The sequence below is a fragment of the Janthinobacterium sp. GW821-FHT03C10 genome, from assembly GCF_059420865.1.
Genome location: NZ_JBWKUN010000005.1, coordinates 324,938 through 349,486 on the forward strand (window position 1 = coordinate 324,938; position 24,549 = coordinate 349,486).

The 24,549-nt window shown below is 63.7% G+C and carries 21 protein-coding genes; 15 read left to right on the forward strand and 6 right to left on the reverse strand.

The genetic code is table 11. The annotated features are described in order from the left end of the window. Position 1 precedes the first annotated feature (1 nt). From AC07VH_RS18530 to AC07VH_RS18575, 10 genes are all read left to right on the forward strand, one after another. Positions 2–1,642 carry a hypothetical protein gene (locus AC07VH_RS18530; RefSeq protein ID WP_494787534.1) on the forward strand — a complete coding sequence of 547 codons (1,641 nt, stop codon included), beginning with the start codon at positions 2–4 and terminating at the stop codon, positions 1,640–1,642. After that, positions 1,617–2,528, forward strand: coding sequence for a glycerophosphodiester phosphodiesterase (locus AC07VH_RS18535; RefSeq protein ID WP_494787533.1), 912 nt, complete (start codon positions 1,617–1,619; stop codon positions 2,526–2,528). Before AC07VH_RS18530 ends, AC07VH_RS18535 begins: the two co-directional genes overlap by 26 nt. A gap of 193 nt (positions 2,529–2,721) precedes the next feature. After that, entirely contained in the window at positions 2,722–3,747 is a 1,026-nt protein-coding gene (locus tag AC07VH_RS18540) for a LacI family DNA-binding transcriptional regulator (RefSeq protein WP_494787532.1), read from the forward strand. Next, positions 3,747–5,234, forward strand: coding sequence for a sugar ABC transporter ATP-binding protein (locus tag AC07VH_RS18545; protein WP_494787531.1), 1,488 nt, complete (start codon positions 3,747–3,749; stop codon positions 5,232–5,234). The genes AC07VH_RS18540 and AC07VH_RS18545 overlap by 1 nt, the downstream gene beginning before the upstream one ends. Further along, complete coding sequence (locus AC07VH_RS18550; protein WP_494787530.1) at positions 5,215–6,234, forward strand: ABC transporter permease; 1,020 nt, start codon at positions 5,215–5,217, stop codon at positions 6,232–6,234. Before AC07VH_RS18545 ends, AC07VH_RS18550 begins: the two co-directional genes overlap by 20 nt. A 61-nt stretch (positions 6,235–6,295) precedes the next feature. Continuing rightward, positions 6,296–7,258: a substrate-binding domain-containing protein gene (locus AC07VH_RS18555; RefSeq protein ID WP_494787529.1), complete on the forward strand. Its 963-nt coding sequence runs from the start codon at positions 6,296–6,298 to the stop codon at positions 7,256–7,258. 45 nt (positions 7,259–7,303) lie between these two features. Continuing rightward, complete coding sequence (locus AC07VH_RS18560; RefSeq protein WP_494787528.1) at positions 7,304–8,356, forward strand: sugar phosphate isomerase/epimerase family protein; 1,053 nt, start codon at positions 7,304–7,306, stop codon at positions 8,354–8,356. 9 nt (positions 8,357–8,365) lie between these two features. Then, positions 8,366–9,517, forward strand: a complete 1,152-nt coding sequence (locus AC07VH_RS18565) for a Gfo/Idh/MocA family protein (RefSeq protein ID WP_494787527.1) — start codon at positions 8,366–8,368, stop codon at positions 9,515–9,517. Positions 9,518–9,526: 9 nt separating this feature from the next. Then, the gene (locus tag AC07VH_RS18570; protein ID WP_494787526.1) at positions 9,527–9,823 is read left to right on the forward strand and encodes a 2Fe-2S iron-sulfur cluster-binding protein; all 297 of its coding nucleotides are present in this window, start codon (positions 9,527–9,529) and stop codon (positions 9,821–9,823) included. 116 nt (positions 9,824–9,939) lie between these two features. Continuing rightward, positions 9,940–11,616 carry an outer membrane protein assembly factor BamB family protein gene (locus AC07VH_RS18575; RefSeq protein WP_494787525.1) on the forward strand — a complete coding sequence of 559 codons (1,677 nt, stop codon included), beginning with the start codon at positions 9,940–9,942 and terminating at the stop codon, positions 11,614–11,616. An 18-nt stretch (positions 11,617–11,634) separates the two neighbouring features. Here the strand turns inward: AC07VH_RS18575 and AC07VH_RS18580 are convergent, their stop codons facing one another. Continuing rightward, positions 11,635–11,946, reverse strand: coding sequence for a hypothetical protein (locus AC07VH_RS18580; RefSeq protein WP_070219056.1), 312 nt, complete (start codon positions 11,944–11,946; stop codon positions 11,635–11,637). Positions 11,947–12,037: 91 nt separating this feature from the next. On the opposite strand from AC07VH_RS18580, the gene AC07VH_RS18585 reads away from it, so the two are divergent. Together AC07VH_RS18585 and AC07VH_RS18590 are read left to right on the forward strand one after the other, a co-directional pair. Beyond that, positions 12,038–12,307, forward strand: coding sequence for a MoaD/ThiS family protein (locus AC07VH_RS18585; protein WP_489630727.1), 270 nt, complete (start codon positions 12,038–12,040; stop codon positions 12,305–12,307). Between the two features lie 14 nt (positions 12,308–12,321). Continuing rightward, entirely contained in the window at positions 12,322–13,419 is a 1,098-nt protein-coding gene (locus tag AC07VH_RS18590; RefSeq protein ID WP_494787680.1) for a WD40/YVTN/BNR-like repeat-containing protein, read from the forward strand. Here the strand turns inward: AC07VH_RS18590 and AC07VH_RS18595 are convergent. Beyond that, positions 13,392–14,015 carry a TetR/AcrR family transcriptional regulator gene (locus AC07VH_RS18595; protein ID WP_475417057.1) on the reverse strand — a complete coding sequence of 208 codons (624 nt, stop codon included), beginning with the start codon at positions 14,013–14,015 and terminating at the stop codon, positions 13,392–13,394. The genes AC07VH_RS18590 and AC07VH_RS18595 overlap by 28 nt on opposite strands. 151 nt (positions 14,016–14,166) lie before the next feature. Here AC07VH_RS18595 and AC07VH_RS18600 point away from each other — a divergent pair, with 151 nt between their 5' ends. Continuing rightward, positions 14,167–15,210 carry an MBL fold metallo-hydrolase gene (locus tag AC07VH_RS18600; protein ID WP_494787524.1) on the forward strand — a complete coding sequence of 348 codons (1,044 nt, stop codon included), beginning with the start codon at positions 14,167–14,169 and terminating at the stop codon, positions 15,208–15,210. A 1-nt stretch (position 15,211) separates the two neighbouring features. Here AC07VH_RS18600 and AC07VH_RS18605 read toward each other — a convergent pair whose 3' ends face one another. Next, positions 15,212–15,544: a hypothetical protein gene (locus AC07VH_RS18605; RefSeq protein WP_489629212.1), complete on the reverse strand. Its 333-nt coding sequence runs from the start codon at positions 15,542–15,544 to the stop codon at positions 15,212–15,214. 434 nt (positions 15,545–15,978) lie between these two features. On the opposite strand from AC07VH_RS18605, the gene AC07VH_RS18610 reads away from it, so the two are divergent. Next, complete coding sequence (locus AC07VH_RS18610; RefSeq protein ID WP_494787523.1) at positions 15,979–16,989, forward strand: substrate-binding domain-containing protein; 1,011 nt, start codon at positions 15,979–15,981, stop codon at positions 16,987–16,989. A gap of 32 nt (positions 16,990–17,021) precedes the next feature. Here the strand turns inward: AC07VH_RS18610 and AC07VH_RS18615 are convergent, their stop codons facing one another. Together AC07VH_RS18615 and AC07VH_RS18620 are read right to left on the reverse strand one after the other, a co-directional pair. Then, positions 17,022–20,618, reverse strand: coding sequence for an indolepyruvate ferredoxin oxidoreductase family protein (locus AC07VH_RS18615; protein WP_494787522.1), 3,597 nt, complete (start codon positions 20,616–20,618; stop codon positions 17,022–17,024). Positions 20,619–20,812: 194 nt separating this feature from the next. Beyond that, positions 20,813–21,754, reverse strand: a complete 942-nt coding sequence (locus AC07VH_RS18620; protein WP_494787521.1) for a LysR substrate-binding domain-containing protein — start codon at positions 21,752–21,754, stop codon at positions 20,813–20,815. A 149-nt stretch (positions 21,755–21,903) separates the two neighbouring features. Between AC07VH_RS18620 and AC07VH_RS18625 the strand changes: the two genes are divergently transcribed. Then, positions 21,904–23,130: an HD-GYP domain-containing protein gene (locus AC07VH_RS18625; protein WP_475417049.1), complete on the forward strand. Its 1,227-nt coding sequence runs from the start codon at positions 21,904–21,906 to the stop codon at positions 23,128–23,130. On the opposite strand, the gene AC07VH_RS18630 is transcribed toward AC07VH_RS18625, so the two are convergent. After that, the gene (locus AC07VH_RS18630) at positions 23,127–24,173 is read right to left on the reverse strand and encodes a GGDEF domain-containing protein (RefSeq protein WP_070219064.1); all 1,047 of its coding nucleotides are present in this window, start codon (positions 24,171–24,173) and stop codon (positions 23,127–23,129) included. The two genes, AC07VH_RS18625 and AC07VH_RS18630, sit on opposite strands and share 4 nt — an antisense overlap. Between the last annotated feature and the right edge of the window lie 376 nt (positions 24,174–24,549).

The following is a 24,549-nucleotide window of genomic DNA, read 5'->3' on the forward strand; positions in this document are numbered from 1 at the left end:
GATGGCCGCGAGTCTGCGCAGTCTGCAAATCCGGCAGACCTTGATCCTGATCGTCCTGACGATCATTTATTTGTGCTGCGAGCTGGGCTTCAATGCCCGTTTGCTCGATGTGGTGGGCGGCGACGTCAAGCCGCACGACGTGGAGGGTGTGGAATTCTATGGCCGCAGCCTGTCGGGCATCGCCGCCGCGCTGGTGGTGCTGCAACTGATGTGGCGCCGTCGGCTGAAGAACAATGGCAGCGGCCCCGGCTGGAAAAAGATCGTCTTCTGTTGCATCGCCACGGCCGCGGTCGTGTTCGGCATTCTGAAGACGACGGTCACGGTGCTGGTGGAAACGCGCGATGCGCAATTTCGCCGCCTGGCCTTCAACACCACCCTGATGCAGCGCTCGCTGGTGGGCGGCAGCCTGCAATTGCAGGGCCTGGTCGATGATGCCACCCTGTTTGCCAAGCCCGAAGGCAAGGCTTTCCTGGCCCTGTTTCCGTTTCTGGCCGTATCGGTGGGCCACCTCGACGAGCGCATGGAGCCGGCCAAGGAGCAGTTGATCAATTTTAATGTCCGCAAGATCGCCGGCGGCGCGGCCGGCTACTATGACAAGTACCAGCAGGCGATCGGCGAAGTGCATGACAAGTGGAAATTGTATTCGGGTATCATTCCCGACGACGATGCGGGCTTGCGCCAGCAGCAGGAATCGGCGTGGAACGATTACCGGCAAAGCCTGTCGCGCCACGGCTGGCAGCCGCATTCCGTGCCGGCGCGGCGCAAGGCGGCCGTGGTCAACAATGTGCGCAAGAAGGTGCCCGTGTCGGCCAACTGGCATCCGGCCGACCAGATTTCGTTCCGCCTGGCCGTCAAGCGCCGCTATGCGTCGGAAGCGGCCGGCAAGGGGTTGACTATCAAGGGCGACCGCATTCCGCCCGGCCTGTCCTTCCCCGCCTTCGTGGCGCGCCCCGGCATCCAGGCCGTGCTGCGCGACGGGCCGGACGGCGGCGACGGCAGCGAAGCGAGCAAGGGCTTGCGGCTGCCGAAGGGCGCCGTGGTGCAGGACGCGTATGCGAGCCCGGCCGAGTTCAGCCGCCTGTTCGACCAGTTCGCCGCGCGCCAGACGGCGGAAAAGCTGGTGGAATACCGCGCCAGCCGCAGCGACTTCGAAGTGCATGGCAAGTATTATGCGGAGGGCAAGGAAGCGGCGCGCGCGGCCATCGTGCCGCCCGTCGCCCTGTTTTTCTCCCTGCTGGGCGCCATCGGCCACTTTTCGAAACTGCTGTACCTGATCGCCACCGTGGGCTTGCTGGTGCTGGCGGCGCGCCGGGGCGAGCAGGCGGGCGCCGATGGCCAGCTGAGCCGGCGTTCCGCCTGGATCGCCACGGGCGTGCTGGCCGGCGCCTTCCTGGGCACCTGGGGTATCTTCAGCCTGTCGGACAACAATGTCACGAAGAGCGAACTGTTCCGCCAGATGCTGGACTGGAACCGCCAGGCCGACGGCGACAGCACGCGCTGGCAAATCGCCGGCAAGGGCTTGCTGGCCAATATCACGCACGTCGTGGCGGTGGGGCAGGGCTACAGCTACCCCGTCAACGAAGCGATCCGCATCAATATTTTGCAGGGACTCGAATATGGTTATCACCCGGAAAAAAAATAAGGCGGCCGCCCTGGCCTTGCTACTGTGCATGGCCAGCACGGCCGTCCAGGCCGACTGCCTGGGCATGAAGGTGCATGCCCACCGTGGCGCCGGCAATGCGCCGGAAAACTCGCTGAGCGCGCTGCGCAACACGTATTTCGGCACCTGGGACGGCGTCGAGACGGATTTGCAGCTGCTGGGCGACGGCAGCTGGGTGGTGCACCATGACCTGCTGACGGGCCGGGTCGTCAACACGGGATCGCCCCGCACCGTGAAACAGTTGACGGCCGACGACTGGCGCGCCGCCAGCATGAAGAACCGCGGCGCGGCCACGCCGGAAACGCCGCCCTTCGTCAGCGATGTAGCCGACCTGGCGACGGCTTTTCCGGCGAAAACCCTGAATGCGGAAATCAAGGATGTCGTGGCCTCGTGCGCGCCCATCGCCACCCTGGTGGGGCAGTTGCGCGCCAACATCAAGCATGGCAACTGGTTTTTGACCTCGGGCGTGCCGAACAACCTCGCCTGTGCGCGCCGCGCCGATCCGCAGGGCTACCTGGGCCTGCTCGTGTTTGACGCGCGCAATGCGCAGGCGGCCGGCACCAACCGGGTCAGCCGCTATATCGCGAAAAATGCCCGCCCGCCCAAGCTGGACAAGCCCTGGCTGCAGCGCGTGCAGCAGCAGATCGGCATGCCCGTCGGCGTGCACGTGGACGCGCGCAGCCTGGACGCCAATCCCAGGCTGCTGGACGATGCGGCTGGTCTGAGCATGCCCGTCTTCGTCTACGCCGTCGATGGCGACTCGGCCCTGGCCGCCTCGCTGCTGCGCGCCCAGCAGCGCAGCCACCGCCTGCCCAGCGGCGTCATTCTTGACGGCAATCCCGAGACGTTTTGCGCGATGATGAAATAAGTTGTCGCTGCTTTGCGAGGCGCCGGTTTTGCCGTGCAGCAGAGCGCCTTGCCACCCCAGAAATCGCAGCGTCCAACGGACCGTGCAGGGCCGTTTTTTGCACATCTTTTGCGCATCGCAGCATCGATAATGTTTGCATCGCACGCCCGACTGGCCTATAAATGTAATCGATTACATTTTATGTGAAAACCCCATGCCGCCAGCCGTCCCATCTTCCTTGCCGACAGAAACCGTCTCCATCAGCGCCGTCGCCGCGCATGCGGGCGTGTCGGTGGCCACCGTCTCGCGCGTGATGAACGAGCAGGCAGGCGTGCGGGCGCCCACGCGCGACAAGGTGCTGGCGTCCGTGGCCGCGCTCGGCTACCGCATGAACCACCTGGCGCGCAGCCTGCGCACGGCCGAGAGCCGCATGCTGCTCACCATGGTGCCCGACGTGGGCAACCCCTTCTATGCGCAGATCGTGCGCGGCATCGATACGGTGGCGCGCGAGCACGGCTACTTCGTCTTGCTGTGCGACACGGGCGCCGATGCGGGCCGCGAGCGTTCCTACTTCGACCTGCTGCGCATGCACCGCGCCGACGGCGCCATCTGCCTGGACCCGGACACGGTGCAACATGCCCTGTCGCATGAGTCCGTCACCCTGCCGTGGGTGGCGTGCTGCGAATTCGACCCCGCCGTGGCCGTGCCCTATGTCGGCATCGACAACCACCGGGCCGCGTCGGACGCCGTCGCGCACCTGCTGTCGCGCGGCCATACGCGCATCGGCCTGATCAATTCTGACGAACGCTATCTGTATGCGCGGCAACGCCAGCAAGGCTATCTGGACACACTGGCGGGGGCCGGCCTGCCCGTGCGGCCGCAGTGGGTGCACACGGTGCAAAGCCTCGACTATGAAGCGGGCACGGCCGCCACCTTGCGAATGATGGCGGGGCCCGATGCGCCGACGGCCATCTTTGCCGTCTCCGACACCCTGGCCATCGGCGTGCTGAGCGCGCTGCGCCAGCTGAACAAGCGCGTGCCCGAGGACGTGGCCGTCATCGGCTTCGACGATATCGCCATCGCCGCGCAGATCGACCCGGGATTGACCACCATCGCGCAGCCGATGCGCGAGCTGGGAGAGACGGCGGCGCGCTTGCTGCTGCAGCGGCTGGCCAACCCTGCGGCCAGCGTGCCGGGCGTGCTGCTGGAACATAACTTGGTCTTGCGAGGGAGTGCATAGTGAGCGTTGCCGTTGGTTTTGAAGGGGTGTGCAAGGATTTCGGCCCCGTGCGCGTCTTGCATGGCGTCAGTTTTACCCTGTCGCCCGGGCGCGTGTATGGTTTGCTGGGCGAAAATGGCGCCGGCAAGTCGACCCTGATGAAAATTCTCGCCGGCTACGAGGGCGTGAGCGAAGGCCAGCTGCTGATCGATGGCCAGCCCCGGCGCTTTGCCAGTTCGCGCGCGGCGGAGTCCGCCGGCATCGTGCTGATCCACCAGGAATTCAACCTGGCCGAGCACCTGACGGTGGCACAAAACATGTTTTTAGGCCACGAAAAGACGCGCGGCTGGCTGCTCGACGAGGCCGCCATGCGCGAGGAAGCGTCGCGCTACCTGAAGCAGGTGGGCCTGGACGTCTCGCCCGACACCAAAATACGCGACCTGATCGTCGCCGAGAAACAGCTGGTGGAAATCGCCAAGGCCCTGTCGCGCCGCGCCCGCTTCCTGATCATGGACGAGCCGACGGCCACCCTGACGTCGTCGGAAACCCAGCGTTTGTTCGCCGTGATGGCGCAGCTCAAAAGCGATGGTGTCACCATCTTGTATATCTCGCACAAGCTCGACGAAGTGGAACGCAACACGGACGAAGTCATCGTCATGCGCGACGGGCGTTTCGTCACGCGCGAGCCGACGGCCAGCCTCACGCGCCAGCAGATGGCGAACCTGATGGTGGGGCGCGAATTGTCCGATATGTTCCCCGCGAAAGTGCCGCTGGCGCCGGATGCTCCGATCCTGCTGAAGGTCGATGGCTTGAGCGTGCCCGGCTGGGCAAAAGCGCTGTCGTTCGAGGTGCGCGCGGGCGAAGTGCTGGGCTTTGCGGGCCTGGTGGGCGCGGGGCGCACGGAATCGTTCGAGGCGCTGCTGGGTCTGCGCCCGCGCAGCGCGGGCACGATCCATCTGAATGGCCAGCCCGTGGACATCCGTAACCCCAAGCAAGCCATGCTGCACGGCATGACCTACCTGAGCGAAGACCGCAAGGGCAAGGGCTTGCACGTGAACCTGGGCTTGCGCGAAAACCTCACGATGATGACCATGGAGCGCTATGCGCGGCCGTGGCTCGATGTGGCAGGCGAGAAAGCGGCGCTGGCCAGGGCCGTGCTGGACTTCAATATCCGCACGGGCGACCTCGACAGCCGCGCGCGCATGTTGTCCGGTGGCAACCAGCAAAAGCTGGCGCTGGCCAAATACCTGCATTCGGACCCCCGCGTCGTCGTGCTCGATGAACCGAGCCGTGGCGTGGACGTGGGCGCCAAGCGCGACATTTACTTTTTGATTCACCGCCTGGCCGCCGAAGGGCGCGCCGTGATCGTGATTTCATCGGAATTGATCGAATTGATCGGCCTGTGCCACCGGGTCGCCGTGATGCGCGCCGGCACCTTGCAAGCCACCCTGTCTGCTGACCACCTGACTGAAGAGGAGTTGATTGCCCATGCAACCGGCACGCACTGACACCACCGTATCCCCGCTTGCCAACGCCGTTGCCCGCTTTGGCGCGCGCATCAAGGGCTTTGGCCCCGTGCTGGGCCTGTTATCTCTGTGCATCGCGGGCACCTTGCTCAACGGCGACTTCGCCACCGTGGACAATCTGATGAACGTGCTCACACGCACGGCCTTCATCGGCATCATCGCCGTCGGCATGACTTTCGTCATCATCTCGGGCGGCATCGATTTATCGGTGGGCTCCATGGCGGCGCTGATCGCCGGCTGCATGATTTATTTCATGAATGCGCTGGCGCAAGGCGCGGGCGGCGACCTGGCACCGATCACCATGCTGGTGCTGGGCATCGCCATGGCGCTGGTGCTGGGCGCCGGCTTCGGCCTGATGCATGGCTTGTTGATCAGCAAGGGCAATATCGAACCGTTCATCGTCACTCTGGGCACCCTGGGCATCTTCCGCGCCGTGCTGACGTACCTGGCCGACGGCGGCGCGCTGACCCTGGACGCCACCCTGTCCGAGCTGTACAGCCCCGTCTACTACACGAGCGTGCTGGGCGCGCCGATCCCGATCTGGATCTTTCTGTTCGTTGCGGCGGCCGGCGCCGTCATATTGAACCGCACCACGTTCGGCCGCCACGTGCAGGCGATTGGTTCCAACGAGCAAGTGGCGCGCTATGCGGCCATCAACGTCGACAGAGTCAAAATCGCCACCTACATGCTGCTGGGCGTGTGCGTGGGCATCGCCACGGTGCTGTACGTGCCGCGCCTGGGCTCGGCCACGCCGACCACGGGCTTGCTGTGGGAACTCGAAGCCATCGCCGCCGTCGTCGTGGGCGGCACGGCCCTGAAAGGGGGAGAAGGGCGCATCGTCGGCACCGTCATCGGCGCCATCCTGCTCTCCGTGATCAGCAATATCCTGAATTTGACCAGCATCATCAGTGTCTACCTGAATGCCGCAGTGCAAGGCGTGGTGATCATCGCCGTCGCCTTCCTGCAGCGAGGCCGCAAATAAAACAAGAGCGGCGTTCTGAAAGGGCGGCCAACGGGCGCCCACAACCTTGGAGGAGAGCAGCATGAAGAGCTTTATACGGGTCGCAGGGATGGCAGTGCTGGTGATACAGGCGTGGGCCTTGCCGAGTGCGCAAGCGGCTGACAAGCTGGTCGTCGGCGTGGCCATTCCCACGGCCACGCACAGTTTCACGTCCGGCATCGTGTGGTGGGCGAACCAGGCCAAGGCGGAACTGGAAAAGGCGCATCCGGGCGTGAAAATCATCGTCAAGACGGCCGCCACGGCGCCCGAGCAGGCGAACCAGCTGCAGGATATGTTGACGGTGAACAAGATCAACACCCTGGTGATCTTCCCCATCGAATCGGCCTCGCTGACGCAGCCCGTGGCGCAAGTCAAAAACAAGGGCGTGTACGTGACCGTGGTCGATCGCGGCTTGACGAACACGCAGTCGCAGGATGCGTACATCGCGGGCGACAACACGGCCTTCGGCAAGCTGCCGGCCGAATACCTGGCGAAAAGTTTACATGGCAAGGGCAATATCGTCGTGCTGCGCGGCATGCCGACCACCCTCGACAACGAGCGCTTTGACGCATTTTCCGCCGTGATGAAGGGCCATCCCGACATCAAGGTGCTCGACGCCAAGTACGGCAACTGGAACCGCGACGATGCCTTCAAGGTCATGCAGGATTATCTGACCCGGTTCAAACAGATCGACGCCGTCTGGGCCGCCGATGACGACATGGCCATCGGCGTGCAGAAGGCCATCGCGCAAGCCAAGCGCACGGACATCAAGCAGGTGTTCGGCGGCGCGGGTGCCAAGGGCGCGGTGAAAAAGATCATGGACGGTTCCGACCCGCTGATCGTGGCCGACGTGTCGTACTCGCCGAAGTTCATGTACGACGCCATCAAGCTGACGACGGAAGCGCGCCTGAAAGGTGATAAATTGCCGGCCAACACGATCATCCCCTCGGTGCTGATCACGCGCGAGAACGCCAAGCAATTTTACTTTCCGAACTCGCCTTTTTAATTGAACCTCCCCCAGGGCCAGAGTCCTGGGGGCTAAAGGATACCCATGAAAACCATCCAGGGCCCGGCCATTTTCCTGGCCCAGTTTCTCGGCGACGAGCCGCCGTTCGACTCGCTCGAGCACCTGGCGCAATGGGCGGCCGGCCTGGGCTACAAGGGCTTGCAGCTGCCGACGGCGCCGCGCCTGTTCGATCTGGAACAGGCGGCCAACAGCCAGCAGTACTGCGACGACGTGGTCGCCCTGCTGGCGCGCCACGGCTTGCAGGTGACGGAATTGTCGACGCATTTGCAGGGCCAGCTGATCGCCGTGCATCCCGCGTACGACGCGCTGTTCGACGGCTTTGCGCCAGAACAAGTCCGCGGTGATCCTGCCGCGCGCACGGCCTGGGCCACGCAGCAGCTGCTGTGGGCGGCCACCGCCTCGCAGCGCCTGGGTTTGCAGGCGCACGTGACGTTTTCCGGCGCCCTGGCCTGGCCGTATCTGTACCCGTGGCCGCAGCGCCCCGCCGGGCTGGTGGAAACGGCGTTCGCCGAACTGGCGAAACGCTGGCTGCCCATCCTCGACGCGTTTGACGCGGCCGGCGTGGACCTCTGCTATGAACTGCATCCGGGCGAGGATTTGCACGATGGCGTGACCTTCGAGCGCTTCCTGGCCGCCGTCCACGATCACCCGCGCGCGTCCATCTTGTACGATCCCAGCCACTTCGTGCTGCAGCAGCTCGATTACCTGGCGTTCATTGACATTTATCATGCGCGCATCAAGGCCTTCCACGTGAAAGATGCGGAATTCCGGCCGAACGGGCGCCAGGGCGTGTATGGCGGCTATGGCGACTGGCAAGACCGGGCCGGACGCTTCCGTTCGCTCGGCGACGGGCAGATCGATTTCAAGGCGATTTTCTCGAAGATGGCGCAGTACGACTTTCCTGGCTGGGCCGTCCTGGAATGGGAGTGCTGCCTGAAACACCCGGAGGATGGGGCGGCCGAGGGGGCGCGTTTTATTCGCGAACACATCATCCACGTGGCCGAACGCGCGTTCGACGATTTCGCGGGCAGCGCGGTTGACCAGGGGCAGATCAACCATTTGTTGGGCTTGAAATAAGGAAACGACATGCAGCGACGCTTACGGCTGGGCATGGTAGGGGGCGGGCAGGGCGCATTCATCGGCGCCGTGCACCGCATCGCGGCGCGCATCGACGACCAGTATGCACTGGTGGCGGGCGCCCTGTCGTCCGACCCGCAGCGCGCGCGCGACAGCGGCGCCGCGCTGCATCTTTCTCCGGAGCGTTGCTACAGCGATTACCGCGCCATGGCGCAGGCGGAAAGCGCGCGCGCCGATGGCATCGAGGCGGTGGCCATCGTCACGCCGAATCATTTGCATGCGCCCGTCGCCACGGCGTTCATGGAAGCGGGCATCCACGTGATCTGCGACAAGCCGCTGGGGATTTCTCTGGCGGAAGGTCAGGCGCTGGCCGCGCTGGCCAAGCGGAAAAATCTGCTGTTTGCGCTCACGCATACCTACAGCGGTTATCCGCTGCTGCGCCACGCGAAAGCGATGGTCGAGGCGGGCGATATCGGCGAACTGCGCCTCGTGCAAGTCGAGTATTCGCAGGACTGGCTGGCGGACGCCATCGCGGCGGGCGGCATGAACGAGGGCAACTGGCATAACGACCCGCACAAGGCGGGACCGGGCGGTACCCTGCTCGACGTGGGGCTGCACGCGTATCACCTGGCGCAATTCGTCAGCGGCCTGACGCCGCACGCCGTGCTGGCGGAACTGTCGACATTCGTTCCACATCGCACCCTGGACGACCACGTGCAGGTGATGCTGCGCTATGCCAACGGTGCCAAGGGCACCCTGTGGGCCAGCCAGGTGGCGACCGGTTGCGAAAACACGGTGCGTTTGCGCCTGTTCGGCAGCAAGGCGCAGCTGGACTTTGACCAAGAACAACCTAATGAGCTGTGGTTCACGCCGCAGGGCGGCAACCGCCAGCTGCTGCGCCCGGGCCGGGTCGACAGCGCGGCCGCGCGCCACGCCACGCGCGTGCCGGCCGGCCATCCGGAAGGGTACCTGGAAGCGTTCGCCCAGCTGTACCTCGATGCTGCCCTGGCCATTCGTGCCCTGCAGGCGGGAGCTGCCGTGCCCAAGGAAGCCAGCTGGCTGCCGACGGTGGCCGATGGCGTGGCGGGCCTGGCCTTTGCCGAGGCCGTGCTGCGCAGCCATGCGCAGGGCGGTACCTGGACCACCCTGGCGGACTGTTAAACTGGGCGCATGAGCGCGCCCCTGACCACCTTTACCGTCACCATCGTCCCGCAAGGCTGGCAATTCCCGGCCGAAGCGGGCACCACCGTGCTGGCCGCCGCCGAGCTGGCCGGCATCCGCCTGCTCAGTTCCTGCCGCAACGGCACTTGCCGCACCTGCCTGTGCCATATGCCCGAAGGAACGATACGCTACACGGTGGACTGGCCCGGCATCAGCCCCGATGAACGGCTCGACGGCTATATTCTTCCCTGCGTGGCCGTGGCCGAGAGCGACCTCACCGTGCAGGCGCGGGCCGTGCGCAAGTAAAGCGTTGCTGTGAGTATCTGTTAGATTTTGACAATGTTTCCCATGTTATAACATTCAGTCCAGGTTTCCAGCACACCTCCATTGGGGAGGAAATGAAACCTCAACATGGACATTGCATGCGCACATTATTCCCTTCCTTGTGGCAGGCCGCCGCATTGCCGCTCGCCATCATGACTACCTTGTCCGCCTGTGGCGGCGGTTCCGGCAGTGCCGTTGGCGTGCCGCCTGGCTTGCAGGAAAAACCCGGCATGACGCTGGCGGAGGTGAGCGGCAGCTGCACGGCCCAGCCTGGCGCCACCTGCGATGATATTCGCGTGACAGTGCGCCTGGCCGATGGCGTGAGCGATGCGCGTCCCCAGCTGCAGGAAAAACCCGCCAGCGGCACGGCGCTCGTGCTGCAGGCGGCCGACCGCCAGAAGCAGGCCGATGGCAGCTGGCGGCTGACGTTCAAAACGGTGCCTGGCCTGCTGCCAGGCGAGTACTCGGGCAAGATCGAGCTGTCCTTGCCCGCCACGGCAGGCCTGTACAAGACGGAAAGCATGGATTACAAGGTCACTGTCGCGCCGCTCGCCGGCAGCATGGGCGCCTTGCAAGCCCTGCCCGGCGTGGGCGACTGGGAAGGCGTGAATGGCAATGCCGCGCATACGGGCCTGGTGCCGGCCACCTTCGACAGCCGCCGCTTCACGCGCCGCTGGACCTGGCTGGGCGCCAGCTCTCCGCGCGCGGTCGTCGGCAGTCCCGTGGTGACGGCCAACGGCCTCGTGTATGTCAGCCAGCAGTCCACCGCGCCGGTGGAAGGCAGCAGCAAATATGTGACCACGTCGACGGTGACGGCGCTGAGCGAGAGCGACAGCCAGGCGCGCTGGACGCAGTCGCTCACGTCGGACGGTTACCTGGGCGCGCCGGCCGTTTCGGGCGGCAAGCTGGCCATGGCGGGCAGCGATACCGCGTATGTCTTTGACGCGCTCGCTGGTGGCGCGCCGCTCGGCGTGCGTCCGCCGAATACGAATGGCGCACTGCTGGGCGTTTCCCTGGCGACGGCGCCTACCTTTTTGGACGGCAATGTCTACCTGGGCGGGAATAACGACGTGAGCGCCATCGGTGCGGCGACGGGCCAGACACGCTGGTCTGCCAGCCTGGGCTTGTCCAAGCTGGGCAATGTCGATGAGTGGACACCCGCCGTCAATGCGAGCACGGTGTACAGCCATGCGGCAGGGACATTGACGGCGTTCAATATCGCCGATGGCACGACGCGCTTCAGCGTGGCGGTGCCGGGCCAGGTGCTGGGCGGCTTGAACAAGAGCAGCCTGCGCCAGGCGCCCGTGCTGGCTGAGGCGGGCAGCGTGCTGGTGCTCAATCAGCGGCCGCTGGCCGGCGAGGCGGCGGATAACAGCTTGAGCCTGGTTGACGTGGATAGCCGCGCCGTGCGCTGGACGGTGCAGGGGCAGTTCAGCACGCAGCCAGTGGTGGCGCGGGGCGTCGTGTACGTGGGCAACCAGGCCGGCCAGGCGCTCGAAGCGCGCCAGCTCGCTGACGGTGCGCTCCTATGGCGCTGGCCCCTGGATACGGCCCTTGATGGGTATTTTGGCGGCGACCTGATCGTCACCGGCAATCTGCTGTTTGTTGGCGGGCGTAACAATACTTACGCGATCGACCTGGCCAGCCGCAAGACCGTCTGGACCTACCGCATGGGCGGCAGCCTGGCGTTGTCGCGGCATGGCGTGCTGTACATCCGCCAAGGCACGGATTTACCTGGCAGCAGCATGGTGTTGACCGCCATCAACCTGCAATAGCGGCTTGCCGCGCCGTAGTTAGGGCTTGCCCGGGTTCTTTAAACGCTGCAGCAGCGCTTCCACGCCGTCGCTGACGGGCAAGCCGTGGCGGCGCAGCAGCTGCACGTGCAGCACCAGGTTTTCCAGCACCAGCTTGGCCGCCACGGCCAGCAGGGCCAGGTTGCGGTCTTCCGGGCTGAAACTTTCCATGGCGTCGGCCATCTCGCACAGGTGGTTGGCGATCAGGCCGCGCAATTCCTGCTCGTTGAAGGGCAGGTCGGCAAAATCGATGGGATCGGCCACTTCCACTTCCTGCATCAGCACCGCTAGTTCTTCCGGGGTAATCGTCATGCCTGGCCTCCTTGTGTGCTTGCCCCTATTTTAATTGTATTGGCGGCAAAGGGGACTAGAATGGGTGCAGGCCGATGACGTCGAAGGCAGCATGGCGCACTTGCATTTTACCCAACAACTGGCGCGTTTCCTGAACGTCCCCACGGTGGAGGTGGCGGCGCCACGCCTGCGTGCCGCCTTGGATAGCGTCTTTGCCCAGCAGCCGCGCCTGCGCGGTTACGTGCTCGACGAGCAGGGCGCGCTGCGTCCGAACGTCGTGGTCTTCATCGACGGCGTGCGTTGCCGCGAGCGGCGCGAACTGGACGACGCCTTGCGGCCCGACAGCCAGGTGTATATCTTGCAGGCACTTTCCGGAGGTTAATCATGGGACCAGGCATGGCGCAGCGCGCGTATCTCGGCACCCGCAAGGGGCTGTTCCAGTTCGATGTCGATGCGGCCGGCGCCTGGCAGCTGGCGCTGGTGCAATTCGCCGGCGACCCCGTCTCCATGCTGCTGCACGATGGCCGCGACGGCACCGTGTACGCGGCGCTGAACCTGGGCCACTTCGGCGCCAAGCTGCACCGCCTCGACAGGGGCAGTAGCGCGTGGCAGGAAGTCGCCGTGCCCGCCTATCCCGCCAAGCCCGAGGGCAGCAGCGATACGCTGGACTGGACCTTGCGGCAAATCTGGTCGCTGGCGGCCGGCGGCGCGGACCAGCCCGGCGTGCTGTGGGCAGGGACGCTACCTGGCGGCCTGTTTCGTTCCGGCGACCGCGGCGACAGCTGGCAGCTGGTGGAAGCGTTGTGGAACGTGCCGCAGCGGGCGCAGTGGTTTGGCGGCGGCTACGACGTGCCTGGCATCCACAGCATCTGCGTCGACCCGCGCGACAGCAATACCGTGCTGGTCGGCGTGTCCTGCGGCGGCGTGTGGCAAACGCGCGATGGCGGCGCCAGCTGGACCCTGAGCGCGACGGGCATGCGCGCCGACTACATGCCGCCCGAACTCGATGAAAACGAAGCCGTGCAAGACCCGCACCGCATCGTGCGCAGCGCCGGCACGCCGGACGCGCTGTGGTGCCAGCACCATAACGGCATCTGGCGCTCGCTTGACGCCGGCTGGCACTGGCAGGAAGTGACGACGGCGCCGCTGTCGCATTTCGGCTTTGCCGTGGCCGTGCATCCGCGCGATGGCGACACGGCCTGGTTCGTGCCCGCGCAGGCGGACGTGCTGCGCATACCCATTGATGGCGCGCTGGCCGTGACGCGCACGCGCGACGGCGGCAAAACCTTTGAGGTGTTGCGCGCGGGATTGCCGCAGCAGCATTGCTACGACCTCATCTACCGCCACGGGCTGGCGCTGGCCGACGACGGGCGCAGTTTATTGATGGCGTCGACCACGGGCGGCGCCTGGTATTCGGGCGACGAGGGCGAGCACTGGCAGACGTTGTCTGCCCATTTGCCGCCCGTCTATGCCGTCTGTTTTGCCACGCCGTAGTAGCACAGGAAGATATCGACGGCCAGTGCCGTCACTTCGCGCTGGCGTGCCGGGCTCAGCAGGGGTTCACCGAGGGTGATCTGCGGCCAGAAGGCAAAGGTTTTTAAAGGCGACATCAAGAGGTGCGCCACTTCCAGCGTCTCGCCCGCCTTGATGCGTCCGTCCTGCTGCGCCGCGCGGATCCAGATATTCAGGCCCGTTTCCTTTTCATTCAGGCGCGCCACCATCGCTTGCGCGCGCTCGGGCGAGTGGATGGTTTCGCCAAAGATCACGCGCGCCAGGTCGATGAAGGCCGGGTCGCACAGCAAGGCCATTTTCTGCTCGACCAGGGCCAGCACTTGCGGGCGCAGCGGCTGGTCGGCCACATAGGGCACGGCGGGCTGGGCCATGCTGCTCTCCCACATGCGCTGCAGGATTTCCGCGAACAGTTCGTCCTTGCTGGGGAAATGGTTGTACACGGTGCGCTTGGACACGGCGGCCGTGGCGGCGATCTTGTCCATGCTGGTCGCATCGAAACCGTGCTCGCGGAACTCGGCGATGGCGGCATCGACGATGGCGACGCGCTTGCGGTCGGTGAGGCGTTGCGGTGCGGCCATGGCTGAAAATCTCCTTTGAAAACAATATTTTACACCTCCTGGTTTACTTTGCCAGAAATAGGAACTACACTGTGTAGTGTAATTTAATCCTTGTATTTTATTCACCGGGCTGCATATGTACCGCATCTTATTCTTGGGAGTCCTGATCATCATGAGTTCTTGCACCTTGCGCGCCGCGCCTGCCGCGCCGGTTGAATCCTTACAACGCCACGACGGCAAGTTCCGCAATCCCGTGCAGATGCACAAGCTGGGCACGGCAGCAACGCTCAAGCTGCTGTGGACATTTGTCTTTGACAAGCCCGACAGCACGGTGCCGGGCGCTGCCGTGCCCGTGCAAGCCTTGACCCGGGCGCAGCTGCTGGCCGCGCCCGACAACAGCCTGTTTCGCCTCGGCCACTCGACCCTGTTGTTGAAACTGAACAATGAGTTTTTCCTGACGGACCCCGTGTTTTCCGAGCGCGCCTCGCCGGTGCAGTGGGCGGGACCGAAGCGCTTTCACCAGCCGCCCATCAGCATCGCCGACTTGCCGCCGATCAAGGCCATCATCCTGTCGCATGACCATTACGACCACCTCGACCATGCCGCCGTGCTGCAACTGGCCGCCAAGACCGAACATTTTGTGACGCCGCTGGGCGTGGGCGATACCCTGGTCGAATGGGGCGTGCCCAAGGACAAGGTGCAGCAGTTCGACTGGTGGCAGGGCACGACGATTGCCGGCGTGAAACTCGTCGCCACGCCGTCGCAGCACTTCTCGGGACGGGGCTTGTTTGATGGCAATCAAACCCTGTGGGCCTCGTGGGTCATCGACGCGCCCGAAGTGCGCGTGTTTTTCAGCGGCGACTCCGGTTATTTCGACGGTTTCAGGCAGATCGGCGACAAGTACGGCCCGTTCGACGTGACCATGATCGAGACGGGCGCCTACGACAAGCTGTGGCCCGACGTGCACATGCAGCCGGAAGAAACCCTGCAAGCGCACCTGGACTTGCGCGGCAAGTGGCTGATGCCCGTGCACAACGGCACCTTCGATCTGGGTTTACACGCCTGGCACGAACCGTTCGACCGCATCACGGGGCTGGCGGCGAAGCGGGGCGTGCACCTGGCCACGCCGCAGATGGGCGAGGCGGTCGACCTGACGCAGCCGAAGCAGGGAGATAAATGGTGGCTGGCGATGCTGGAAGAGGAAATGCTTCGGTAATTTACGCCGTCACGTCGATCAGGCGTCCCAGGGTCTGGCCATAGCCGTTCAGCTGGGGCGTGCTCTTCGGCGCGGCCGGGATGGCTTGCTGCGGCACGGCCACCTTGATCGCCTGGTCCAGCTGCGGCGCCTTGATGGCGGTGGGGGCATCGGCCTGCGCTTGCTGGCTGCTGCGTTGCGTCTGGTTCAAGGTTTCCTGTTCCCGCGCCAGCGACTGGCGGCTTTGCGCCAGCTGTTCGCTGTCGCGCCGTACCTGGTTCTGGCCTTGCTCGACCCGGCGCTGTGCCGTGGCCAGCGAGGCCTGCAGATTGTTGACGGACGTTAGCGATACCACATTGTTCACCTTTGAAAGTATGCCCAGGCGTGCGCGGCAGTGGACGAATGCAGCCGGGGGGCGCGACATGACTGCTGGTAATCTTTACCTGAGTCAAGAGTAGGACAAATTCTCGCACAGTTCCAGTGAATTATGTTTTCTTGATAATTTTATCGTGCGCGCTTTGGCGTGCCGAAGCGGCATGCCAAACCTGGCCAGACATTTGTCAAAGTGAGTACCCGCTGTGGCTTTCAGTCCTTGTTTGTCTGGCATTGTCGATGCCACGCTGAACAGTTGCTAAAAGTGGTCGGCTATAAAACGTTGCTTTTTAAATAGTCAATATGTTGTTGTTTTTCTACCATGTATGCGCACGCTAATGCGCGGCCTGTTTGGCGCTCTGGGCTATAATGGACGGTCAGAGTTGGTTTCTTTTGCCATACAGACAGGTAGTTAACATGAATCTCAAGAGCCTCGCAATTGCCCTCGGCATGTCGAAAACGACAGTCAGCAGGGCGTTGAACGGCTATCCGGAAGTCAATTCCCGCACCCGTGAAATCGTCCTGGCCGCCGCCAAGAAAGTCGGCTACCGGCCCAACCCCCTGGCGCGCAGCCTGGCCGTCGGCCGCACGAATGTGCTGGGCATGATCTATCCCCTGCTGCCCAGCGACCTGGGCGACAGCGTCTTCCTTTCTGTCGTGAATGGCATGTCGGACGCCGTCGAAGCGTCGAAGATGAGCCTGATCATCGCGCCCGTCTCGCCGCAGAACGAACAGCCCTCGTATGAAACCATGGTGCGCGGGCGCCAGGTCGATGGCCTGGTGGTGGGCCGCACCAAGGTGGTCGACGAGCGCATCGCCTACCTGACGAAGGTGGGCTTTCCGTTTGTGGCGAACGGCCGCACGCGCGTCGACGCGCCGTACGCATATTTTGACTACGACAACGACACGGGCATCGACCTGGCCGTGTCCTTCCTGGCGGCCCATGGTCACCAGCGCATCGCTCTGCTGAGCGCGCCGCTGGACCTGCATTTTGCCTTTGAGCGCAAGGAAAGCTTTATCCGCTGCATGGCGCAGGCGGGCTTGCCGCTGGATCCCCACTATCTGCTCGACAATAGTCTCGACCGCCGCAGCGGTTACCAGGCCATGCAGCAATTGCTGGCTTGCTCGCCCCGTCCGACGGCCGTCATCGTCGACAACCACCTGTCCGGCGTGGGCGTGGTGCGCGCGCTGATGGATGCGGGTATCGAAATCGGCAAGGAAATCTCCGTCATCGTCTGGGGCAATGTGGAAGACACCTTGATCGGCATCAACGTCACCACCATCGACCAGCCCGACCTGCGCCGCGCCGGCGCCAAGATGGTGGAGATGCTGCAATCCTTGCTGGCCGGCACGCCGCCGGAACGGCTGCAGGAAATCTGGCAACCGGTGCTGTTGCCGGGTGCCACCGTGGGGCGCTGCCCGGAATAAAAAAACGCAGAGCCGAGGCTCTGCGTTGTCTTTTACGCCGCGTGCTTGCTGCCATCCGCCAGCACGGCCAACAACCTCGCCTTGTCCTTGCGGTAAGTATCGACGGCCGCTTCCTTGACGTGGCCGAAGCCGCGGATTTTCTCGGGCAAGGATGCCAGTTCCACGCAGGTACCGAGGTTGTCCGCTGTCAGGTTGACCAGCAGTCCTGCCAGCAGTTCGCGGTATTCGACGATCAGGGCCCGTTCCATCTTGCGCTCGGCCGTATAACCGAAGACGTCGAAGGTGCCGCCGCGCAAGCCTTTTGCTTTGGCCAGCAGCTTGAAGGCGCGCCACATCCAGGAACCGAACTCCGCTTTCACCAGGTGCCCCTTCGCATCTTTCTTGGCGAACAGCGGTGGCGCCAGGTTGAATTTCACGGAGAAGTTGCCCTCGAACTGTTGCTGCAATTGCTCCACGAAACGGCCATCCGTGTACAGGCGCGCCACTTCGTATTCATCCTTGTAGGCCAGCAACTTGAAATAGCTCTTGGCGACGGCCGTCGACAGCTTCTGGCCCAGTCCCAGGGTATTTTCGCGGTCGCGTACCTGTTTGACCAGGGTCAAGTAGCCATCCGCATACGCGGCGTTTTGATACGCGGTGAGGAATTCCACGCGCTTTTTGATGACGCTATCGAGGCTTTGCGGCATTTGCACGATGATCGCCTGCGACGGCGTGGCGATCTGGGTCACCTTGCGCACGTCGACGGCGGCGCGGCGGCCCCACAAAAAGCTCTTCTTGTTCGACTCGATGCCCACGCCATTGAGTTCGATGGCACGCAGCAGGGCCGCTTGCGTCAACGGGATGCGGCCTTTTTGCCAGGCGTAGCCGAGCATGAACAGGTTGGCGGCAATCGAATCGCCCATCAGTGCGGTGGCCAGCTTCGTCGCGTCGATGAAGTCGGCCGCGTCCGCGCCGCCCACGGATTCTTCGATCAGCTGGCGTACTTCCGCCGTTGGATATTGCCAGTCCGCATTTTGCGCAAACGTGCCCGGCGGCTGCTCGTGCAGGTTGACGACGGCCAGGCTTCTACCCGGGCGCATTTTCGACACGGCATCCTGCGCGCCGGCCGTCAGCATGTCGCAGCCCAGAATCAGGTCCGCTTCGCCCGTGGCGATGCGCTGGGCGCGGATGTGCGCCGGGGACTTGGCGATTTTCACGTGCGAGGTGACGGAACCATTCTTTTGCGACATGCCCGTCATGTCCAGCACGGACGCGCCCTTGCCTTCCAGATGGGCCGCCATGCCCATCAGCGCACCCACGGTGATGACGCCCGTGCCGCCGATGCCGTTGATGAGGATGTTGTACGGCGCCTCGCAGGCGGGCAGTACCGGTTCCGGCAGTTGGCCGAAGTCGTCCGTCTCGCCCGGCTTGCCCGCGCCTGTCTTGGTCTTCTTCAGGCTGCCGCCCTCGACGGTGACGAAGCTGGGGCAGAAACCCTTGGCGCACGAGTAATCCTTGTTGCATGAGGATTGGTCGATGGTGCGCTTGCGGCCAAATTCCGTCTCTTTCGGCAAGATCGACACGCAGTTCGACTGCACGCCGCAGTCTCCGCAGCCTTCGCAGACGGCGTCGTTGATGACCATGCGCTTCGGCAAATCGGGATACTCGCCTTTCTTGCGGCGCCGGCGTTTCTCGGCGGCACAGGTCTGGTCGTAGATCAGTACGGACACGCCCGGTACTTCGCGCAATTCGCGCTGCACGGCATCCATGTCCTTGCGGTCGTGCAAGGTCAGGTGGGCGGGCAGGTTCGAGCGGTCGCTGTAGCGCGACAGATCTTCCGTGACCAGCGCGATGCGGGCGATGCCTTCGGCCGCCACCTGCTGCGCCATCATCGGTACGGTAATCAAGCCGTCCACGGGCTGGCCGCCCGTCATGGCGACGGCGTCGTTGTAGAGAATCTTGTAGGTAATATTCACCTTGGCCGCCTGGGCGGCGCGGATGGCCAGGTAGCCGGAATGAAAGTAGGTGCCGTCACCGAGGTTCTGGAACACGTGCGGCAATTCCGAGAACGCGGCCTGGCCGATCCACGGCGCGCCTTCGCCGCCCATGTGCGTGGTCAGCTTGTTCATTTCCGGATAGATCGAGGTCGCCATCACGTGGCAGCCGATGCCGGCCAGCGCCAGGCTGCCGTCCGGCACCTTGGTCGACGTATTGTGCGGGCAGCCGGAGCAGTAGAACGCGGGGCGGAACGGCGTGTTCACGGCCTTTTTCAGGACCGCATCCTTGGCGTCGAGGAAACTCAGTCGCGCCTTGATCAGGTCGCAGGTGACGGGGTCGGAAATCAGGCGCGCGATGCGGCTGGCGATGACTCTAGCCACTTGCGAGACGGAAAAATCCGCCTTCGAGGTCAGCAGCCATTCGCCGCGCGGCGCCACCCATTCGCCTTTTTCATCGAACTTGCCGATGACGCGCGGACGCACGTCGTCGCGCCAGTTGTAGAGTTGTTCTTTCAACTGGTATTCGACGATCTGACGCTTCTCTTCTACCACGAGAATTTCATCGAGACCTTGCGCGAATTCGCGCACGCTGTCCGGTTCCAGCGGCCACGGCATGGCCACCTTGAACAGGCGCATGCCCACGTCGGCCGCCATCTGTTCGTCGATGCCCAGCTCTTCCAGCGCTTCCAGCACGTCCAGATACGATTTGCCGGAGGCGATGATGCCCAGCTTGGCGTTCGGGCTGGCTATGGTGGTGTGGTTGAGTTTGTTTTCGCGCGCGTAGGCGAGGGCCGCATAGATCTTGTAATCCTGCATCAGCGCTTCCTGGTTGCGCGCCTGCTGGCCCAGCGGGATGCTCGACAGGCGCGCGTTCAGGCCGCCTTCGGGCATGACGAAGTCTTGCGGAATCTTCACTTCCACGCGGAACGGGTCGGCATCGATGGAAGCCGACGATTCGACCGTGTCGGCCAGGGCCTTGAAGGCTACCGTGCAGCCGGAAAAGCGCGACATGGCCCAGCCGTGGATGCCCAGGTCCAGGTATTCCTGCACATTGCACGGATACAGGACGGGGATCATCGAGGCGGAGAACAAATGGTCGGACTGGTGCGGCAGGGTCGATGAGTATGCGCCATGGTCGTCGCCGGCCACCAGCAGCACGCCGCCCAGTTTGGATGTGCCCGCATGGTTCATGTGCTTGAAGACATCGCCGCAGCGGTCCACGCCCGGACCCTTGCCGTACCACATGGCGAACACGCCGTCGTATTTGGCCGGGCCGATCAAGTCCACCTGCTGCGAACCCCAGACGGCCGTGGCGGCCAAGTCTTCGTTGACGCCGGGCACGAACTGCACATGGTGCGCTTCCAGCTGCTTCTTGGCTTTCCACAGGTTTTCATCGAGGCCGCCCAGGGGCGAGCCGCGGTAGCCGGAAATGAAACCAGCCGTGTTGAGGCCCGCGGCCTGGTCGCGCAGGCGCTGCATCATGGGCAGGCGCACGAGGGCCTGGATGCCGGACAGGAAGATGGCGCCGGATGTGGCCGTGTATTTGTCGTCGAGGCTGACGGTGGTCAAGCGGGAAGGTTCAAGCGGTGTAGATGGCGCGGCACCGGCGTTTCTAGCGAACGCTGCGGAGCCGTTTTCCGTGGTCACGGACATGGCTGTCTCCAAAAGGGTGTTTCAGATAGCGGCTGTACAGGGGGCGCGCCCGGTAAGGCGCGCGCTGTGCAGACGGGACGGCCGCGTGTGGGCGGCACATAACTATTTTAAATTTAAAATAGTTAATGTGGTCAGTGTAGAACGAGTCAGGAGAGGGGGCAAATACGCTTTGGCGATGGGGGTATAAGAAATACTTATGTCATAGGCGAGAGCACGTGCGCCCCCACCCAGCGTCCGCTGCCGCACAGCTCGGCGGCCACTTGCAGCACCAGGTTTTTCACGGCGTTGCCCGCATTCGTCAGGGGGATGTTCTTCGACGCGCACAGGGCCACCGTGCGCGACAGCACGGGGCTGTGGATGGCGTAGCTGCGCATGGCGCCGCTGTCGAGTTCGGCCAGCAGGGGCGCGGCGGGCAGGATGGTGGCGCCCATGCCGGCCAGGATGGCCGATTTCAGGATGGCGATCGAGTTGATCTCGATCACGTTCGCCGTCTCCAGGCCCAGTTCGCGGGCGCGGCTGTCGATGCGCGGGCGCACGCCATGCTGCAGGCCCGGCAGGATCAGGGTGGCGCTCAATGCCTGCGGGAACGACAGCGCCTGGCCGGCGGGCGCGAACGGCGAATCGCTGCGGCAGATGAAACGCATCTCTTCCTCCACCAGCGGGCTGCAGGCAAAGGGCGTGAGCTGGCCATCGTCGAACAGCACGGCCAGGTTGATGCGGCCCGATTTGAGCTGTTCATTGAGGTTGCCCGTGATTTCTTCCGTCAGCTGCAGGGTGATCTCGGGATAGCGTTCGCGCGCGGCCAGCAGCAGGGGCAGGGCCAGGGCGCCGGAGATGCTGTGCGGCAAGCCCAGGGTCACATTGCCGGACGGCCGAGTGGCGCTTTGCGTGACGGCCGAGCGGGCGTCGGCCACCTGTTTCAGGATCGCCTGCGCATGTTCGTAGAACACCTTGCCCGCGTCCGTGCTGAGCACGCCCTGGGCCGAGCGGTGCAGCAGCTGCACGCCCAGTTCCTCTTCCAGCTGGCGCAGCTGCTGCGTCAGGGCCGGTTGCGCCACGTGCAGGATCAGGGCCGCGCGCGACAGCGAACCGTGATCGACGATGGCAACAAAGTAGCGTAATTGGCGCAGTTCCATGGGTCCCAATAGCGGTGCGTTGAGGGTGCGTTGAGCGGAAAAAACTGGGTGTTGCGCCGCAGCGCCGAACGCGGCCAGCAGAATAACAATTTTGTTATACTCATTCTAGCGCCTTCGGTGCTCCAGCCGTGTATTTGTGGGATGACCGCATGCTCAAGAAAGTTGATTCGTCTCAATTAAAAGTGGGCATGTACATTCATGACCTCAGCTGCGACTGGATGACGCATCCGTTCGTGCGCAACCGTTTCCTGTTGCGCAGCGACGATGAAATCCGCAAGATCATGCAGGCCGGCATCCACGACGTGGTGATCGACAGCGGCAAGGGCCTCGACGTGCAGGATGCGCCCACGGTGGCGCAGGCGCAGGCCGCCACCGAGCGCGAACTGGTGCAGATCGCCGCGGCGCCGCAAGTGGTCACGCGCGTGTCGCTGGGCATGGAGCTGGCGCGCGCCACCCAGGTGCGGCGGCAGGCCGCGAGCCTGGTGCGCACGGTGATGGCCGACGTGCGCCTGGGCAAGGCGGTCGAGCTCGACCGCGTGCAGCATACGGTGCAAGATATTACCGAATCGATCCTGCGCAATCCCGGCGCCCTCGTCGGCTTGTTGCGCATCAAGACCAAGGATGACTACACCTTCCTGCATTCCGTCAGCGTGTGCGCGCTGCTGGTGGCGTTTTGCCGCTCGCGCGGCATCGATGCGGCCACCACGCACCAGGCGGGCCTGGGCGGCTTGCTGCACGACACGGGCAAGGCCCTGGTGCCCGACAGCGTGCTGAACAAGCCGGGCCCCCTCACGTCCGAGGAATTTGCCCTGATCAAGCGCCATCCGCGCGATGGCTACGAGATCCTGCTGCAGTCGCCCGAGGTGGGCGCCATTCCGCTCGACATCGCCTTGCACCACCACGAGCGGCGCGACGGCAGCGGCTATCCGGACCAGCTGGCCGGCGACGCCATCAGCGAGCTGGCGCAGATGGCCGCCATCGTCGACGTGTACGACGCGCTGACGTCGGACCGCAGCTATCACAAGGGTATTCCCGCCGCCGAAGCCCTGCGCAAGATTTATGAATGGAGCAAATTCCATTTCAACCCCGTGTTCGCGCAGGATTTCATGCGCTGCGTGGGCATCTACCCGGTCGGCACCATGGTGATGCTGGAATCGGGCCGCCTGGCCGTCGTCGTCGAGGCACACGAAAGCAATCTGCTGGCGCCGAAAGTGAATGTGTTTTTCAGTACGAAGAGCAAGACCTACATCAAGCCCGAGACGGTCGACCTGTCGCGCGGCTTCGGCTTTGGCGGCGCCGACAAGATCGTCGGCCATGAGTCGGCGGCCAAGTGGCAGGTCGATCCCATGCGTTTTATCTCGCTGGCGGATGCCTAGAAAAATTCCGCCGTATCGTTCGAGGCGATGGTGGTAAGCAAGCCCTTGGCGACCAGCTCGTCGTAGTGGCAAGCCAGGTTGCGGCCGTGGCTCTTGGCGTAATACAAGGCCTGGTCGGCGCGGCCGAGGATGATGACGGGCGCCTCGTAGGCGTTGATGCTGACGAAGCCCACGCTGACGGTGACTTTGCCCACTTGCGGGAAGTCGTGCGCTTCGACATTGGTGCGGAAGCGGTCGATGATTTTCTGCGCATTTTCCAGGGTGATCGAGCGCAGCAGCACGACGAATTCCTCGCCGCCGAAGCGGAAGATGCGGTCTTGCGAGCGGAACGACGATTGCAGCTGGTTGGCGATCAGGATCAGCACTTCATCGCCATACAGGTGGCCGAACTTGTCGTTGACCAATTTAAAATGATCGACGTCGATCACGGCCAGCCATTGCCGTTCCGTGTCCGTATGGTGGCGCCGTTCTTCATCGACGGGACGCGGCTTGTCCGCTTCCGGTTCGCCGCGGCTATGCAGGATTTTCGCCAGCTGGTCGTCGAAGGTCTTGCGGTTCAACAGGCCGGTGAGCGAATCGCGCTCGCTGTAGTCGAGCAGGTTCTGGAAATTGCGGTACACGCTGACGATGCCGCCGATCACCTGGATCGTGGCGCCCGTGTACGGCGTGGGGTTGGTGATTTCCAGGCAGGTCGTGACCTGGTCGCCGATCCAGATGGGCAGCCACAGCAGGTGGCGGCCGTCGGCGCACAGGGTGTCGGCGCTCGCTTCATGGCGCTTGATGCAGGCGGCCAGCGCCGGGTAGTCCGACAGCGGTTCGCCGGGCAGGGTAGGGTCGGTATGCTCTTCCATGCGGGCCACGCTGCCCGCCACGATGATGGCCCGCGACCGCACGAACACCTGGCCACGCACGGTGGTCAGGGCCAGCACACGGGTCTGCGACGCGGCAGCGAGTTCCTGGACCGCCGAGATCACGGAAATGTCGAGCATCGTGTGGTCGCGGTGCCCGGTCATGTCCACCATGTGTTTCAGTAGGGAATCCATTGTCGTTCTCTGGAAAGTAGTCACACAAGTGTCGTCATACCAGCATTGCATCAAGCAAGAGCATGTTCGCGTCCGTCTACAAGAAGCCAAGATTTATTTGGTGGCATGACGCTCTTTACCGCCGGGCGAGAGGCCTTTCCAAAGAAGAGCTAAGCAGGATAATGTCTTTTTGCCTAATAGGCAATTAACGTATGCAATATTTCATGTAAATACATGATATTCATGCAGCACATTGTAAAAAACTTGCCTTGACGAAGGCTTTCAATCCGGATCGCAACAGTTGCTTGCGCCAGCCGTCATTTCAACAGGGTTTGATAATTTCCATATGGAAACTTGTGGCGCGTCAATTTGCCAAAACGTGGACGCTTTATAGTCA

Bases quoted from the DNA above. Each gene is read 5' to 3' on its own strand.
- AC07VH_RS18530 (WP_494787534.1), top strand. From the start codon at position 2: ATGGCCGCGAGTCTGCGCAGTCTGCAAATCCGGCAGACCTTGATCCTG.
- AC07VH_RS18535 (WP_494787533.1), top strand. From the start codon at position 1,617: ATGGTTATCACCCGGAAAAAAAATAAGGCGGCCGCCCTGGCCTTGCTA.
- AC07VH_RS18540 (WP_494787532.1), top strand. From the start codon at position 2,722: ATGCCGCCAGCCGTCCCATCTTCCTTGCCGACAGAAACCGTCTCCATC.
- AC07VH_RS18550 (WP_494787530.1), top strand. From the start codon at position 5,215: ATGCAACCGGCACGCACTGACACCACCGTATCCCCGCTTGCCAACGCC.
- AC07VH_RS18555 (WP_494787529.1), top strand. From the start codon at position 6,296: ATGAAGAGCTTTATACGGGTCGCAGGGATGGCAGTGCTGGTGATACAG.
- AC07VH_RS18560 (WP_494787528.1), top strand. From the start codon at position 7,304: ATGAAAACCATCCAGGGCCCGGCCATTTTCCTGGCCCAGTTTCTCGGC.
- AC07VH_RS18565 (WP_494787527.1), top strand. From the start codon at position 8,366: ATGCAGCGACGCTTACGGCTGGGCATGGTAGGGGGCGGGCAGGGCGCA.
- AC07VH_RS18570 (WP_494787526.1), top strand. From the start codon at position 9,527: ATGAGCGCGCCCCTGACCACCTTTACCGTCACCATCGTCCCGCAAGGC.
- AC07VH_RS18575 (WP_494787525.1), top strand. From the start codon at position 9,940: ATGCGCACATTATTCCCTTCCTTGTGGCAGGCCGCCGCATTGCCGCTC.
- AC07VH_RS18580 (WP_070219056.1), bottom strand. From the start codon at position 11,946: ATGACGATTACCCCGGAAGAACTAGCGGTGCTGATGCAGGAAGTGGAA.
- AC07VH_RS18585 (WP_489630727.1), top strand. From the start codon at position 12,038: ATGGCGCACTTGCATTTTACCCAACAACTGGCGCGTTTCCTGAACGTC.
- AC07VH_RS18590 (WP_494787680.1), top strand. From the start codon at position 12,322: ATGGCGCAGCGCGCGTATCTCGGCACCCGCAAGGGGCTGTTCCAGTTC.
- AC07VH_RS18595 (WP_475417057.1), bottom strand. From the start codon at position 14,015: ATGGCCGCACCGCAACGCCTCACCGACCGCAAGCGCGTCGCCATCGTC.
- AC07VH_RS18600 (WP_494787524.1), top strand. From the start codon at position 14,167: ATGAGTTCTTGCACCTTGCGCGCCGCGCCTGCCGCGCCGGTTGAATCC.
- AC07VH_RS18610 (WP_494787523.1), top strand. From the start codon at position 15,979: ATGAATCTCAAGAGCCTCGCAATTGCCCTCGGCATGTCGAAAACGACA.
- AC07VH_RS18615 (WP_494787522.1), bottom strand. From the start codon at position 20,618: ATGTCCGTGACCACGGAAAACGGCTCCGCAGCGTTCGCTAGAAACGCC.
- AC07VH_RS18620 (WP_494787521.1), bottom strand. From the start codon at position 21,754: ATGGAACTGCGCCAATTACGCTACTTTGTTGCCATCGTCGATCACGGT.
- AC07VH_RS18625 (WP_475417049.1), top strand. From the start codon at position 21,904: ATGCTCAAGAAAGTTGATTCGTCTCAATTAAAAGTGGGCATGTACATT.
- AC07VH_RS18630 (WP_070219064.1), bottom strand. From the start codon at position 24,173: ATGGATTCCCTACTGAAACACATGGTGGACATGACCGGGCACCGCGAC.